This window comes from Rhizobium sp. P2_G9, from assembly GCF_056403475.1.
Window position 1 is genome coordinate 164,569 of the sequence record NZ_JBFUFK010000007.1, and the last position, 13,807, is coordinate 178,375.

General features: G+C 57.6%; 14 protein-coding genes and 1 tRNA gene. 8 read left to right on the forward strand and 7 right to left on the reverse strand.

Annotated features, from left to right (window positions below; genetic code table 11):
* The first annotated feature begins 29 nt into the window (after positions 1-29).
* The 3 genes from AC1DYF_RS08270 to AC1DYF_RS08280 all read left to right on the forward strand — a co-directional run bounded on the left by AC1DYF_RS08270 (position 30) and on the right by AC1DYF_RS08280 (position 2,735).
* A complete protein-coding gene (locus AC1DYF_RS08270) occupies positions 30-1,250 on the forward strand; it encodes a phosphopentomutase (protein ID WP_477876222.1) in 1,221 nt (406 codons plus the stop codon).
* Between the two features lie 107 nt (positions 1,251-1,357).
* The gene (gene upp, locus AC1DYF_RS08275) at positions 1,358-1,987 is read left to right on the forward strand and encodes a uracil phosphoribosyltransferase (protein ID WP_477876223.1); all 630 of its coding nucleotides are present in this window, start codon (positions 1,358-1,360) and stop codon (positions 1,985-1,987) included.
* 238 nt (positions 1,988-2,225) lie between these two features.
* On the forward strand, positions 2,226-2,735 hold the full coding sequence (locus tag AC1DYF_RS08280) for a retropepsin-like aspartic protease family protein (RefSeq protein ID WP_477876224.1): 510 nt from the start codon (positions 2,226-2,228) through the stop codon (positions 2,733-2,735).
* Here AC1DYF_RS08280 and deoA read toward each other — a convergent pair.
* From deoA to AC1DYF_RS08305, 5 genes are read right to left on the reverse strand one after another with little or no spacing between them, the layout of a single operon-like run.
* Entirely contained in the window at positions 2,728-4,038 is a 1,311-nt protein-coding gene (deoA, locus tag AC1DYF_RS08285) for a thymidine phosphorylase (protein WP_477876225.1), read from the reverse strand. The genes AC1DYF_RS08280 and deoA overlap by 8 nt on opposite strands.
* Before the next feature lie 4 nt (positions 4,039-4,042).
* Positions 4,043-4,435 (reverse strand): cytidine deaminase, encoded by a 393-nt coding sequence (locus tag AC1DYF_RS08290; RefSeq protein WP_477876226.1) that lies wholly within the window; start codon positions 4,433-4,435, stop codon positions 4,043-4,045.
* Between the two features lie 3 nt (positions 4,436-4,438).
* The gene (locus tag AC1DYF_RS08295) at positions 4,439-5,410 is read right to left on the reverse strand and encodes an ABC transporter permease (protein WP_477876227.1); all 972 of its coding nucleotides are present in this window, start codon (positions 5,408-5,410) and stop codon (positions 4,439-4,441) included.
* Between the two features lie 2 nt (positions 5,411-5,412).
* The gene (locus tag AC1DYF_RS08300) at positions 5,413-6,546 is read right to left on the reverse strand and encodes an ABC transporter permease (protein ID WP_477876228.1); all 1,134 of its coding nucleotides are present in this window, start codon (positions 6,544-6,546) and stop codon (positions 5,413-5,415) included.
* On the reverse strand, positions 6,543-8,078 hold the full coding sequence (locus tag AC1DYF_RS08305; RefSeq protein WP_477876229.1) for an ABC transporter ATP-binding protein: 1,536 nt from the start codon (positions 8,076-8,078) through the stop codon (positions 6,543-6,545). The genes AC1DYF_RS08300 and AC1DYF_RS08305 overlap by 4 nt, the downstream gene beginning before the upstream one ends.
* 129 nt (positions 8,079-8,207) lie before the next feature.
* Between AC1DYF_RS08305 and AC1DYF_RS08310 the strand changes: the two genes are divergently transcribed.
* Positions 8,208-8,429 (forward strand): SlyX family protein, encoded by a 222-nt coding sequence (locus AC1DYF_RS08310; RefSeq protein ID WP_477876230.1) that lies wholly within the window; start codon positions 8,208-8,210, stop codon positions 8,427-8,429.
* 88 nt (positions 8,430-8,517) lie between these two features.
* Here the strand turns inward: AC1DYF_RS08310 and AC1DYF_RS08315 are convergent, their stop codons facing one another.
* Positions 8,518-9,513 carry a BMP family lipoprotein gene (locus tag AC1DYF_RS08315; RefSeq protein ID WP_477876231.1) on the reverse strand — a complete coding sequence of 332 codons (996 nt, stop codon included), beginning with the start codon at positions 9,511-9,513 and terminating at the stop codon, positions 8,518-8,520.
* 210 nt (positions 9,514-9,723) lie between these two features.
* Complete coding sequence (locus AC1DYF_RS08320) at positions 9,724-10,047, reverse strand: hypothetical protein (protein WP_477876232.1); 324 nt, start codon at positions 10,045-10,047, stop codon at positions 9,724-9,726.
* A 290-nt stretch (positions 10,048-10,337) separates the two neighbouring features.
* On the opposite strand from AC1DYF_RS08320, the gene AC1DYF_RS08325 reads away from it, so the two are divergent.
* From AC1DYF_RS08325 to AC1DYF_RS08340, 4 genes are all read left to right on the forward strand, one after another.
* Positions 10,338-10,427 (forward strand) — tRNA-Ser (locus AC1DYF_RS08325).
* Between the two features lie 212 nt (positions 10,428-10,639).
* Positions 10,640-11,977, forward strand: coding sequence for a tyrosine-type recombinase/integrase (locus AC1DYF_RS08330; protein ID WP_477876233.1), 1,338 nt, complete (start codon positions 10,640-10,642; stop codon positions 11,975-11,977).
* Positions 11,958-12,131 (forward strand): hypothetical protein, encoded by a 174-nt coding sequence (locus tag AC1DYF_RS08335; protein ID WP_477876234.1) that lies wholly within the window; start codon positions 11,958-11,960, stop codon positions 12,129-12,131. Before AC1DYF_RS08330 ends, AC1DYF_RS08335 begins: the two co-directional genes overlap by 20 nt.
* Before the next feature lie 618 nt (positions 12,132-12,749).
* Complete coding sequence (locus AC1DYF_RS08340; protein WP_477876235.1) at positions 12,750-13,595, forward strand: bifunctional DNA primase/polymerase; 846 nt, start codon at positions 12,750-12,752, stop codon at positions 13,593-13,595.
* Positions 13,596-13,807: the final 212 nt, after the last annotated feature.

Genomic DNA, 13,807 nt, shown 5'->3' on the forward strand with positions numbered 1-13,807 from the left:
TTCATCTCGTCCAAGTCTGGGGTCCATTGATGGCGCGTGCCTTGCTTTTCGTGCTCGATTCCTTCGGCATCGGCGGCGCGCCGGATGCCGAGACCTATGGTGACCTCGGCTCGAACACGCTCGGCCATATCGCCGAATTCTGCGCCGCAGGTGCTGCCGACCGCGACGGTCTGCGCGAGGGGCCGCTGTCGCTGCCGAACATGGCAAGCCTTGGCCTGCTGCATGCGCATCGTCTCGCCGCGGGCAGCGTGCCGGATGGCATGATCCTGCCTGAGAAGGTGATCGGCGCCTATGCCGCCGCCGCCGAGACGTCGCGCGGCAAGGACACGCCGTCGGGCCATTGGGAAATCGCCGGCACGCCGGTCATGTTCGACTGGGGCTATTTCCCATCGGAGGGCGATGCCTTTTCGCCGGAACTGGTGGCGCAGATTTGCGAGGCCTGCGACCTGCCCGGCATTCTCGGCAATGGACATGCCTCGGGTACTGAGATTATCACCCGCCTCGGCGAAGAGCATATGCGCACCGGCAAGCCGATCTGCTACACGTCTTCGGATTCCGTCTTCCAGATCGCCGCCCATGAGCTGGCTTTCGGCCTCGACCGGCTGATCGAGATGTGCAAGACGGTGCGGACCATCCTCGATCCGCTCAATATCGGCCGCGTCATCGCCCGGCCGTTTGTCGGCACCGATCGCGCCAATTTCATCCGCACCGGCAACCGCCGCGATTTTTCCGTGCCGCCACCGGAGCCGACCCTGCTCGACCGGCTGGTCGAGGCCGGACGCCAGGTGCATGCCGTCGGCAAGATCGGCGACATCTTCGCCCATCAGGGCGTGTCGACGCTGACCAAGGCAAACGGCAATATGGCGCTGTTCGATGCCACGCTCGATGTCATGGAGCGAGCCGAGGACGGCGATCTGGTGTTCACCAATTTCGTCGATTTCGACATGGTCTACGGCCATCGCCGCGACGTGCCAGGCTATGCCGCAGCACTCGAAGCCTTCGACCGCCGGCTGCCGGAAATCGCCGCTCGGCTCAGGCTCGACGACCTCGTCATCCTCACGGCCGACCATGGCTGCGACCCCACCTGGCGCGGTACCGACCACACCCGCGAACAGGTTCCTGTGCTCGCCTTCGGGCCGCTGATCGCGCCGGGCGAACGCGGCAACCGCCGGAGCTTCGCCGATATCGGCGAGGCGGTCGCCACGCATCTCGGTATCGCCCAAGGCAAATACGGCAGAAGCCTGCTTTGATGGGCCTGCTTTGATGGGGATGATACGCCGAATCTGAAATGCGCGCTTGCAGCGCCGCATCCATCATGGAAAAACGACCTGATGGTACGGTATTTCGAGAGGGTCCCATGGAAGGCGTCACGGTCATCAACCACCCGCTGGTGCAGCATAAGCTGACGATCATGCGCAAGAAGGAGACGTCCACCGCTGGCTTTCGGCGGCTGCTGCGGGAAATCTCGCTGCTGATGTGCTATGAGGTCACCCGCGACCTCGAAGTCACCTATGAAGAAATCGAGACGCCGCTGACGACGATGAAGTCGCCGATCCTCGAGGGCAAGAAGCTGGTTTTCGCCTCGATCCTGCGCGCCGGCAACGGCCTGTTGGAAGGCATGCTCGATCTCGTGCCCTCGGCCCGCGTCTCCCATATCGGTGTCTATCGCGACCACGAGACGCTGAAGCCGGTGGAATATTACTTCAAGGCGCCAGAAGATATCGCCGAACGCCTGGTGATCGTCGTCGACCCGATGCTGGCGACCGGCAATTCGTCGATCGCGGCCATCGACAAGCTCAAGGAACGCAACGCCAAGAATATCCGCTTCCTTTGTCTGCTCGCAGCACCGGAAGGGATAAGGAACTTCCATGCTTACCACCCCGACGTGCATATCTATACTGCCGCCATCGACAGTCATCTCAATGAGAAAGGCTATATCGTTCCCGGTCTCGGCGATGCCGGCGACAGGATGTACGGTACGAAGTAAATCTTTATTAACCGGTATTAACAGAAGGCGGGGCAAACCGGGTTTGTCCCGCCATTTTTTTACACTTCGATCAGGATTCCAGTCTAACGTTTCTCGTAATTCGGCGCATGTCTCCCGAAAGTGGTCGCCGGTTTCGGAATAAAGACATGCGCAAAACCAAAAAGCATGTCTCCCGAAAGTGGCCGCCGGTTTCGGGATAAAGACATGCGCAAAACGAGAAAAACTGGGAACGCGAAGCATGATCGGCAAAGCAATTCTCATCTGGACGTCGGTGATCGTGATTGCGATCAACGTTCCGAGCATGGTGTCGAAGGCCGGCATGGTCACGGACGCACATGGTGACAAGGCCGAGGTGACGGACGCGTCCTACCAGGACGGCCGGCTCTACGTGCTGAAATCCAACGATGCCGGCCATTTCGAGGGCAAGTTCCGCTTCAACGGCAAGCCGCTGCAGGCAATGATCGATACCGGCGCCACCTACGTGACGATGAACGAATCCGATGCCCGCAGCCTCGGCTATGGCGGCAACGACCTGACCTTCAAATACGAGATCATGACCGCCAACGGCAAGGTCAAGGCTGCGCATGTCCTGCTGAGGTCGATCGAGATCGGCACGGTGGCGGTGCGCAATGTCGATGCGCTCGTCGTCCGCGGCAAGGAACTGTCCTTCCCGCTGATCGGCATGAGCTTCATGAAGAAGCTTTCGTCCTACACCGCCGACGGCGACGAGATGAAGCTGATCAACTGATCAGCTTCATCACCGCCGGTCTGCGTTGGACCGGCGCCTCCGAGATCGCGACAAAGCTGAGATATTCCGCCGCCGCCCATTGGGCGGCGTCTTCGTCTGCGGCATGCACAAACGCGATCGGTTCCCCCGCCTGCACGGCGGTGCCGACCGGCAGGATGCCACTGAAGCCCGTGGTGTGATCGATCGAATCCTCCGGCCGCAACCGGCCGCCGCCCAGCCCGATCACGGTCAACCCCACCTCGCGCGTCATAAAACCTGCGATCGTGCCGGATTGCGGCGCCGCGACCGGCCGGATCACCGGCGCCTGCGGCAGATATGTCTTCCAGTTCTCGCAGAAATCCGCCGGTCCGCCCATCTCCAACACCATGCGGCCGAACATGTCCAAAGCCCGGCCGCTGACCAGGGCATCATTGGCGCGCGCCTCGGCGGCGGCAAGATCACTCTCCAGCCCGGCATTGACAAGCATCTGCGCCGCAAATGTCAGCACGATCTCATGGATGCGCGTGCCCGCCTTGCGGCCTTCCAAAAATTCCATCGCATGCGCGACTTCGACGGCGTTGCCGGCGCAGTCTGCCAGCGGCTCGCTCATGTCGGTGATCAGGGCCGTGGTCTTGACGCCGGCGCCATTGGCGACATCGACGATCGAGCGAGCGAGGATTTCGGCATCTTCCATGCTCTGCATGAAGGCGCCGTTGCCGGTCTTGACGTCCATGACCAGGGATTGCAGCCCGGCCGCGAGCTTTTTCGACAGGATCGAGGCGGTGATCAGCGGCACGGAATCGACGGTCGCAGTGACGTCACGAATGGCATAGAGCCGCTTGTCGGCCGGCGCGATGCGGCTCGTCTGGCCGACAATGGCGCAGCCGGTCTGGCGCACGATTTCCTGGAAGCGCTCGGGCGCCGGAAACGGATCGTAGCCGGGAATGGCTTCGAGCTTGTCGAGCGTGCCGCCGGTATGGCCGAGCCCGCGTCCGGAAATCATCGGCACGGCGAGACCGCAGGCCGCCGCGATCGGCGCCAGCATCAGCGAGACATTGTCGCCGACGCCACCGGTCGAATGCTTGTCGCCGACCGGCCGGTCCATGTCCGGCCAGGACAGCACGTCGCCGGAATCGCGCATGGCGCGCGTCAGCGCCACCGTCTCCTCGGCGCTCATGCCGTTGAACCAGACCGCCATGGCGAAGGCCGCCACCTGGCCCTCGGAGATGCGGTTTTCCGCCAGCGCGGTGATGAAATCGTAGATCTCGGCCGGCGGCAGTGTCGCGCCGTTGCGCTTGGCGTAGATGACTTCCTGCGGCAGCATGGCGTCAGCCGATCACTTCGGTGTCGAAGCTGAACGGCAGGAGCTCGTCCATGCTCATCGTCTTCTTCACGCCGACCTCGTCGCAGAGATAGATGCGCGTGTCGCGATCGGCGAATTCGGCAATCTTCTGCCGGCAGCCGCCGCAGGGCGGGCAAAGCGGCAGCTTCTCGGCAATCACGGCGATCTCGACGATCTTCCTGGCGCCGCCCATGATCATCGCGCCGATGGCGGTGCATTCGGCGCACCAGCCCTGCGGGAAGGCGAGGTTCTCGATATTGGCGCCCTTGTACACCTTGCCGTCCTCGGCGCGAATGGCGGCGCCGACGGGGAATTTTGAATAGGGCGCATAGCAGCGCCCCATGGCCTCGCGGGCCGCTTCGAACAGGTCATGCGACATAGGTCAGCGTTCCTTCACATAGGGCGTGCCGGAGGCTTTCGGCGGCACGGCCTTGCCGATGAAGCCGGCGAGCAGCACGACGGTCAGGATATAGGGCAGCGCCTGCCAGAGCTGCACCGGAATGGTGCCGATCAGCGGGATCTGCTTGCCCTGCATGGCAATCGACAGCGCATCGAGGAAGCCGAACAGCAGGCAGGTGAACAGGATGTTCTTCGGTTTCCAGTTGGCAAAAACCAAGGCTGCGAGCGCAATAAAGCCCTTGCCCGCCGACATGCCTTTGGTGAAGCCCTCGCTCAGCGCCATCGACAGGAACGCGCCAGCCAGCCCGACGAGCACGCCGCCCAGCAGCACGGCCATGTAGCGCAAGCGCACGACCGATATGCCCGCGGTATCCACGGCGCCAGGATTCTCGCCGACGGCGCGAAGCCGCAGGCCGAAGCGCGTTCGGTAGAGGACCCACCATGTGATCGGTACCATCGCATAGGCAAAATAGGTCAGCCAGTAATGTCCCGACAACAGCCTCGAATAGATATCTCCCAAAACCGGGACATGAGCGATGGAACTTGCGAACGGCAGGCCCCAGTCGGCACTGAACTTCGCGCTGGGCGGAAGCGACGGCGTTCGTCCGGCCATGTTGAACCAGGCCTGGCCGATGATCACGGTTGCGCCCAGGGCGATAAAGTTGATCGCCGTACCGGAAACGACCTGGTCGCCGCGCTGGGAAATCGAGGCATAGCCGTGCACGGCCGAAAAGAACATTCCCGTGGCGATTGCCGCGACCAGCCCGAGCGGCGCCGAGCCCGTGACCGCCGCGGCGGACGCGCCGCAGAATGCCGAGGCCAGCAGCTTGCCCTCAAGGCCGATATCGACGACGCCGGAGCGCTCGGCATAGAGGCCGGCCAAAGCCGTCAAGATCAGCGGCACCGAGGTGCGGATCGTCGATTGCAGGATCGAAATGATCAGGTCCCAATCCATGGTCAGCCCCCCGCAGCTTTGATGGCCGGTGCTTCGACCCTAGGCCTTCGCACCAGAAGCGAAACGATCGCCGGCCGGAACATGTGCTCCAGCGCGCCGGCGAACAGGATGACGAGACCCTGGATGACGACGATCATGTCGCGCGAAATATTGGGCATCTCGAAAGAAATCTCGGCGCCGCCCTGGTAGAGCATGCCGAACAGGATCGAGGCGAGCACGATGCCGACCGGATGCGAGCGGCCCATCAGCGCCACGGCGATGCCGACGAAGCCGGCGCCGCCGACGAAATCCTGCTCGATCCGGAACTGGTCGCCCATGATCGAATTGATCGACAGCATGCCGGCCAGCCCGCCCGAGATCAGCAGCGTGATGATGGTGATGCGCTTTTCCGAAATGCCGGCATAGCGCGCAGCGCCTGCCGACTGACCGAAGGTGCGGATCTCATAGCCGAGCTTCGAGCGCCACATCACCACCCAGAAGAACAGGGCGGCGACCAGCGCCAAGAGGAAGGCGACATTGAGCGGCGAGTTGCCGTTGTCGAGCCCGAAGATCGCCAGCAGCCAGTCGAGCCGCGGCAATTGCCCGCCCGCTTCGAAGGTGCGTGACTCTGCTGCCATGTCGCCCACCGGCTTGAACACGTTGATCAGCAGCCAGAGCATCAGGTTGTTGGCGATATAGTTGAACATGATCGTGGTGATGACGATGTGCGAGCCGCGATAGGCCTGCAGCCAGGCCGGGATCAGCGCCCAGAGCGCACCGGTGATGATGCTGCCGACGATCGCCATCGGAAACACCATGTACCATGGCAGCGTATGGTCGAACATCAGACAGACGACCGCGACGCCGACACCGCCGAGATAGGCCTGGCCCTCGACGCCGATATTGAACAGCGCCCCATAGGCCGCGAGCGACATGGCAAGGCCGGCGAAAATGAAATTGGTGGCATAGAACAAGGTGTAGCCGATGCCCTCGCCGGAGCCGAAGGCGCCGGACACCATGAGATAGGCCGCCTCGAGCGGATTTTCGCCGGCAAACAGGACGACGAGCCCGGCGATCGCGAAAGCGACCACGAGATTGACGAGCGGGATAAGCCCATATTCCGCCCAGTTCGGCAGCTTGGCAAAGGGCGCACTCATTCGGCTGCCTCCATCTTTCCTTCGACACCGGCCATCAGCAGGCCGATTTCCCCTTCCGGCGTATCCGGCGAGCGCTCGCCGACGATCTTGCCGGCAAACATGACCAGGACCCGGTCCGACAGCGACCGGATCTCGTCGAGCTCGACCGAGACGAGCAGGATCGCCTTGCCGGCATCGCGCATCTGGATGATCCGCCTGTGAATGAATTCGATGGCGCCGACATCGACGCCACGCGTCGGCTGGCCGATGATGAGAACGTCTGGATCGCGCTCCATCTCGCGCGCGAGCACGATCTTCTGCTGGTTGCCGCCGGAGAAATTGGCCGTCTTCAGCCGCGGATTGGGCGGCCGGATATCATATTGCTCCATCTTCTGCTGCGCGTCGGCGCGCACCGCATTGACGTTGAGGAACGCGCCGCGGCCATAGCGCTCGTCATTGTGATAGCCGAGGATGTGGTTTTCGCTCTCCTCGAATTTCAGCACCAGGCCGACATGGTGGCGGTCCTCCGGCACATGTGCGAGCCCACGTTTGCGCAAGCCCGCCGGATCACGATGGCCGGTGACGTCGACGGCCTGGCCCTTGAGCTGGACCGCACCCCTCTCGGCGCGGCGCATGCCGGCAATGGTCTCGAGCAGTTCCGACTGGCCGTTGCCGGCGACGCCGGCAATGCCGACGATCTCGCCGGCCCGGACATCGAAGGAAACGTCGTCGACCATGGTGACGCCGCGATGGTCCTTGATCGCCAGGTTGCGGACGGACAGTTGCACGCCGGCCGGATTGGCCTCGCCTTTCTCGACCCGGAGCAGCACGCGCCGGCCGACCATCAGTTCTGCGAGCTCGCCGGGCGAGGTCTCGCTCGTCGTGCGCGTCGCCACCATCTCGCCGCGGCGCATGACGGAGACCTCGTCGGTGATCGCCATGATCTCGCGCAGCTTGTGGGTAATCAGGATCACCGTCTTGCCCTGTTCCTTGAGCTGCCGGAGGATGCGGAACAGGTGGTCGGCTTCCGCTGGCGTCAGCACGCCGGTCGGTTCGTCGAGGATCAGGATGTCGGCGCCGCGGAACAGCGCCTTGAGGATTTCGACGCGCTGCTGGATGCCGACGGGCAATTCCTGGATGATGGCGTCCGGATTGACCTCCATCTCATATTCGTCTTCAAGCCGCTTCAATTCGCGCCGCGCCTTGGCGATGCCCTTGTTGAGCACGGCGCTGTCCTCGGCGCCGAGCATGACATTCTCAAGCACGGTGAAATTCTCGACCAGCATGAAGTGCTGATGCACCATGCCGATGCCGGCCCGGATCGCAGCGCTTGGCGTGTGGATGTCGACCTTCTTGCCGTCAACCTCGATCTCGCCGCGATCGGCCTGGTAGAAGCCGTAGAGGATCGACATCAGCGTCGATTTGCCGGCGCCGTTTTCGCCGATAATGCCGTGGATCGTGCCCTTGCGGACCCTGAGGTCGATATTCCTGTTCGCGTGAACGGGACCGAAACTCTTGTCGATGCCCTTGAGTTCAATTGCAAGTTCGCTCATGACGGCCCATATCGTAGGCGGCCGGCCCGGACCCGATGTCGAAGGGCGCGACGCATGAAGAATCAATGTTGAAGGTTCCGGACCTCTTGTCCAGCGCCTTTTTCGTTTTGTCAGGGAAGGAGATGCCTGATGGCCGCCGATGAGACAGCGCTTCGCGACCGCATCACGCGTCTCGAAGAGACCATTGCCCATCAGAGCCTGACGATCGAGGAAATGTCGTCCGAGATCGCCACACAATGGAAGACCATCGACCAGATGCAGGTGAAGCTCGACCGGCTGGTTGAGCAGTTCCGCGCGCTCGAGGATGCAACGCTCGAGGCGCCGCCGGTCGCCCGGCCGCCGCATTACTGATTCTGCGATCTCAGGTTCTAATCTTCCGCCTCATCCCCGGATAGGAAACGCCCGCTTCCGGGGAAGCGGGCGCCCTCATCCTATCTTCTTAGTAGGGGCACTTCTCGTCCGACATGTAGTCGTGCACCGTGACGGCGCCCGAGATGATGTCGGCGCGGGCCTTTTCCACGGCCTTGGCCATATCTGGGGTCACGAGCGGCTTGTTATACTCATCCATGGCGACATCGACGCCAAGTTCCTTGAGGCCGAGATTTTGGATGTCGGCCTTGAACTTGCCGGCCTTCGAATCTTCGAAGACATTGTAGACGGCGACGTCGACACGCTTCATCATCGAGGTCAGGACCTTGCCGGGCTGCAGGTAGTTCTGGTCGGAATCGACGCCGATACCGAGCTTGCCGGCTTCAGCAGCCGCCTGAAGCACGCCGACGCCGGTGCCGCCGGCTGCGTGATAGACGACATCCGCGCCCTGGGCGATCTGCGACTTGGTGATTTCACCGCCCTTGACCGGGTCGTTCCAGGCGCTCGGATCGGAACCCGTATAGGCCTGCAGGACTTCCGCATTCTTGTCGATCGACTTGACGCCGCCGACATAGCCGCAGGCGAATTTGTGGATCAACGGGATGTCCATGCCGCCGACGAAGCCGACCTTATGCGACTTGGCAGCGATCGCGGCCATGACGCCGGCGAGATAGGAGCCTTCCTGTTCCTTGAAGACGATCGACTTGACGTTCGGCTGCCCGGTCACGACCATGTCGATAATGGCGAAATTGGTCTTCTTGTACTTGGGCGCGATCTTTTCCAGCGCCGCTGCCCAGGAGAAACCGACCACGACGATCGGGTTGTTGCCGTCCTTGGCGAACTTGCGGAGCGCCTGCTCGCGCTGCGCCTCATTGGCGATTTCGAAATCGCGATATTTGATACCGGTTTCTTTCTTGAACTTCTCGGCGCCGTTGAAGGCCGCTTCGTTGAACGACTTGTCGAACTTGCCGCCGAGGTCGAAGATGATTGCCGGCTTGACATCGGCAGCCCATGCGGAAGCGGTCATGGACGCGGTCGCCATGAGTGTCAGAAAAACTTTTTTCATTTTTTATGGCCCTGTTTTTGTCAGACAGTTTGCGGGTTGGCAGAGACCCCTCGAATGCGGCTCGCAACTCGTCACCCGCCTCATTCCTCTTGAGACAGGATGGCGGCATCCTTGCACGGCTACGGGAAAAATTCACCAAATATTTTTCAACTGGTAAAAAAAACCAGTTGCTGCCAATTGCCACGGAAATTCAGCGGCTTTGCCGGTTTTTCAGCGCAGCCGGGGCGCCAGGCTGCCGGCCGGCTCGCGCTTATAGGCGATGAGATAAAGGATCAGCGACAGGGAGAGAAACACCGCAAAAGCCGGCTGCAGCAGCAGCCATTCGACTACGGTGTCCCAGACATAGGCCGAGACATGCGCCCGGAAATAGGTCTCAGCGGTCGCCAGGATTTGCGGGTTGATGCTGAACAGTGCCGCGCCGAACGGCGTGAACGCCGCCGTCTCTCCGGCCACCGACTGGATCGAATCGACCACGCCGGCGATGACCGCGGCGGCGAGGCTGAGCAGGCTCAGGAAACGCAGCACGAAACGCATTCCATTCCTCCCGGCGACAGCCTTCTCGCAGGCTTGGCCTGCTGGGCTATCTTGCGACCGACAGAAACGACGAACGGAATGCCGCCGCGCCATCGACCCTTATGGAAACAAAGGTAGCATCTGGCAGCATCAATTCAATGGCATCGTTGCGACCAACGCAAAAACACCATCAAAAATCTGTCACGGAGGGTTGATCCCGGCGCGGTCCTCGGTATATATCCGCGCCCGGATGCAGGCCGAACGACAAGACGGGGTTAGCCCCCGGCTTTTTGAAACAGCCAGAATCTCCTGGACAGGTGGCCGAGTGGTTGAAGGCGCACGCCTGGAACGCGTGTGTACGTGAAAGCGTACCGAGGGTTCGAATCCCTCTCTGTCCGCCATTGTTCTCAAAATTCGCCTTTATTTTCAACATGTTGCGGAATCTATTATCGATTCTGTTACAAAAACTGTTACAAAAGCGCCGAGTCTCTGGTGACAAGGCACGGTATATTTGGTGCGATAAAGTCGGATTTTTTGCACAAATCTGTTTGACTTTTTCGATATATTTCGATATATCTAACCATATAATTTATGTGATTTCCAGAAAATGAAGATGAAATATTTAAGCGAACGCAATGGCGTTTTGCGCTATCGGCGCGCCTATCCTCCTGATGTTCAACACGTTCTCGGCAAAGAATATGTCGTTTCGTTCAAGACACGCGATCGCGCAGCGGCGATGCCGCGCTATGCCGAACACGATCGACTTTTCGAAATGCAGGTGGCGTTGGCACGCAGCCAATCAGACAATTCCACAGAGACGCTAAAGGTTCGGGAGATCGCGCAGAATGTCGGCTTCCTTCAACTTCCCGACAAACTCGACAATATTAGAGTTCCCGAACTGGTTCAGATCGTTGGCCAAAATCTGGATATCTTTTGGAAATTGCCGAAGAGCGGCACCGCGCTTGCGGCATTGGCTCAAACTGTTAGCGCCACGCTTTCAATTGACGAAGTCTTCGCAGAGTATCAACGTATCGAGCGAGACAAATTGCGCAAGAAAACCAACCGCGAGAAGAAGAAATTTCTTGCGCCAATAAAGCTGGCAATTAAGGAATTCAAGGAACTTGTCGGCGATGTCGATATCCTTAAATTAAAAAAGAAAACTGTTCTTGGATTCAAGGACAAATTAACTACAGAGGTTGCCGTTGGAAAAATTACAGCCGGAACCGCCAATAAAAAGGTTATGCATTTGAGAAAAATATTCGAAGTCGTCAGAGAGAATATCTATCCGGAACTTGAAAATCCGTTTTCAATTAAAGCACTCGAAAATGATGAGGTTGACAAGCGTCCATCGTTTCTTGAGTCTGACATTGAGAAGATTGATGCTGCATTGGCGAAGAGCATCATAAATGATGAACTCAAAGCCATGATGTTCATCGCAAGAAACACCGGTTGTGGTCCGAAGGAGTTAGCTCTGATGACCGCGACTGACATATTCTTGGATACGTCGTTTCCCTTTATCAGGATCGATTCTAACGAGTTTCGAAGAAAAGTTAAGGGCGGCAAGGCGCGACATCGGGAAATTCCGCTTGTTGGACCGGCGCTGGAATGGATGAAAAAGTTTCCGACCGGTTTCATCCGCTATCAAAAAGACAACGGCGGCGAAGCTGCAAGTGCGGCGGCGAACAAATTTTTAAAAAGGCATACCGGCAAGACGTTCTACTCATTCAGGCATCGGTTCGCCGACCTTTTGAGAAACACCGGCTGCGACCAGCGGGTTCAGAATTCAATTTTCGGGCATGCTTCTAAAAATCGGATTGAAGATCATTATGGCAATCCAGACATGGTGATGAGAGCGAAATATGAAGCCATACTGAAAGCGGTTGAAGAAGGACCGAACCTACTGAAAGAAGATCAAGAAAAAAGGAGAATAAATGAGAGATTACGGTCGTGAGATAATTGCAAATACGGCGTACAGAGAGGAATTTTTTCTTAATATCGACAACGCCATTGAAAGTTTCAAGGCCAGCGGCAACTACGAAGCCGTTGTGAGCTTTAAAACGATAAGAAACATGACGAAAGAATACATCGATCTTATTGAAGGTTGATATAATGACGCTTGTTCGATCTTCATCAGCAGTGAGCGGCTTCGATCGGGCGTGCAAAAACGTGAACATTTTTGCGATTCTTTTAACAACAGGGCGCATTTTTTGTTGACATACACACGACGAATCATTATTGTACGCAAATCCGAAAAAACGGATAAAATCCCAAAAAATATTCGAGAATATGAACGAGCGCACGCTGCCAAAACGTGGGGTCTTCGAATTCTGCAAAATAGGGTTTGATGCGGCTGTCGCAAATTCTCGGTAGCCATATGTTTGCGCGCGCAAAAATGTTCGCGAGATGTCATTGCTAATTAGCGAGCGTTGGCAAGTTAAAAATATGTCGGCATTGAACATAAGTGACTTTTTGCTGTTATAAATACATTTGATTGGATGTAAACGGCATTCAAAATAACCTTGTTATAGAGAGATTGGAAAGATTGAATAAACCAAGAACATTATATTTTGACGATATTACATTTGAAAACTTAGAAAAACTTGCAAAGTTTAAGAACGTTTCTAAATCTGCCATTGCGCGAATGATCATAAACGAATTGTGTGATGATATTTTTGAAGGCGACCATAAAGACTCGAAGCTTTCTCTGATCGGCCGCTGATTTCATGGAACAACGAAGTTTATTGAATGCGGCATTGGAATATGCCGCATGCGGCTTCCCTGTCCTTCCAGTCATTGGAAAGCAACCGGCCATCTCCAATGGCTTCTATCGTGCGACAACCGATTCTGACCAGATTTATGAATGGTGGTGCAGAGCCGACTTCAATATCGGCATCCGCACTGGCGTGTCATCAGGCCTATGGGTTCTGGATGTCGATATAGAGGAAGGCGGGTCCAATGGGTTCAGAACATTGTCTGAGATTGCCGGTGGCTTCGAATGGACCCGAGATATTCCTTTTCAGGTTACGGGATCGGGCGGCGTGCATTTCTTCTTCAAATGCAGCGATGAAGGTCTTGGCGGAAGTATAGGAAAAATCGGTCCCGGCTTGGATGTTCGCGCAAACGGTGGATACATCGTTGCCTCACCATCAATCCACCCAGAAACCTCCCGGCAATATAGCTGGAAACGAAAATCGATTTTGAATTCGACAATCCCTGATGCGCCGGCATGGCTATTTGAAATGGCTAATAGGAAGCCGAAACCGTTGCCTATGGCACAAAAGCAAGAGTCATTCAAACGCCCGCCCGCGTATGGCGAAGCCGCTCTAAAGGATGAATGCCAAAAGATCAGGGACGCCGAAAATGGCTTTCAGCATCAGGCACTCAACAATGCGGCTTTCAAAGTCGGCAAGCTAATAGCTAAAGGCGATATAAACGAATTTGTCGCCGAACAAGCTTTGAAAAGTTCGGCTGCGAGGATGGTCAATTATGACCGAAAGCGACCGTGGTCGCAAAGTGAAATTGATAGGGTTATTTCCAAAGCAATTTCAGATGGAAAGAAAAGCATGTAAAGATAAAGGAAAAACATGATAGAAAATAACGCAAATGAAGCATTAAACAAACTAAACGAGAATAACATACTCTTAGAGCCCGATTTAAAAGTAGTTGAGCGATAACAGCAGGTTGTGATTCCCTTTTGGTGCTAAATCAAAATGGGGTTTCCGATGACCTGGACTGCTATCGCTCGGCGTGAGCATAACCGAGACGCGCTTCGTTTTCCAAG

Excerpts from the sequence above, each read along its gene's own strand:
- AC1DYF_RS08305 (WP_477876229.1), bottom strand. The coding sequence starts at position 8,078 with ATGAGCGAACTTGCAATTGAACTCAAGGGCATCGACAAGAGTTTCGGT.
- upp (WP_477876223.1), top strand. The coding sequence starts at position 1,358 with ATGGAAGGCGTCACGGTCATCAACCACCCGCTGGTGCAGCATAAGCTG.
- AC1DYF_RS08290 (WP_477876226.1), bottom strand. The coding sequence starts at position 4,435 with ATGTCGCATGACCTGTTCGAAGCGGCCCGCGAGGCCATGGGGCGCTGC.
- AC1DYF_RS08335 (WP_477876234.1), top strand. The coding sequence starts at position 11,958 with ATGAGAGATTACGGTCGTGAGATAATTGCAAATACGGCGTACAGAGAG.
- AC1DYF_RS08270 (WP_477876222.1), top strand. The coding sequence starts at position 30 with ATGGCGCGTGCCTTGCTTTTCGTGCTCGATTCCTTCGGCATCGGCGGC.
- AC1DYF_RS08320 (WP_477876232.1), bottom strand. The coding sequence starts at position 10,047 with ATGCGTTTCGTGCTGCGTTTCCTGAGCCTGCTCAGCCTCGCCGCCGCG.
- AC1DYF_RS08330 (WP_477876233.1), top strand. The coding sequence starts at position 10,640 with ATGAAATATTTAAGCGAACGCAATGGCGTTTTGCGCTATCGGCGCGCC.
- AC1DYF_RS08340 (WP_477876235.1), top strand. The coding sequence starts at position 12,750 with ATGGAACAACGAAGTTTATTGAATGCGGCATTGGAATATGCCGCATGC.
- AC1DYF_RS08310 (WP_477876230.1), top strand. The coding sequence starts at position 8,208 with ATGGCCGCCGATGAGACAGCGCTTCGCGACCGCATCACGCGTCTCGAA.
- AC1DYF_RS08280 (WP_477876224.1), top strand. The coding sequence starts at position 2,226 with ATGATCGGCAAAGCAATTCTCATCTGGACGTCGGTGATCGTGATTGCG.
- deoA (WP_477876225.1), bottom strand. The coding sequence starts at position 4,038 with ATGCTGCCGCAGGAAGTCATCTACGCCAAGCGCAACGGCGCGACACTG.
- AC1DYF_RS08315 (WP_477876231.1), bottom strand. The coding sequence starts at position 9,513 with ATGAAAAAAGTTTTTCTGACACTCATGGCGACCGCGTCCATGACCGCT.
- AC1DYF_RS08295 (WP_477876227.1), bottom strand. The coding sequence starts at position 5,410 with ATGGATTGGGACCTGATCATTTCGATCCTGCAATCGACGATCCGCACC.
- AC1DYF_RS08300 (WP_477876228.1), bottom strand. The coding sequence starts at position 6,546 with ATGAGTGCGCCCTTTGCCAAGCTGCCGAACTGGGCGGAATATGGGCTT.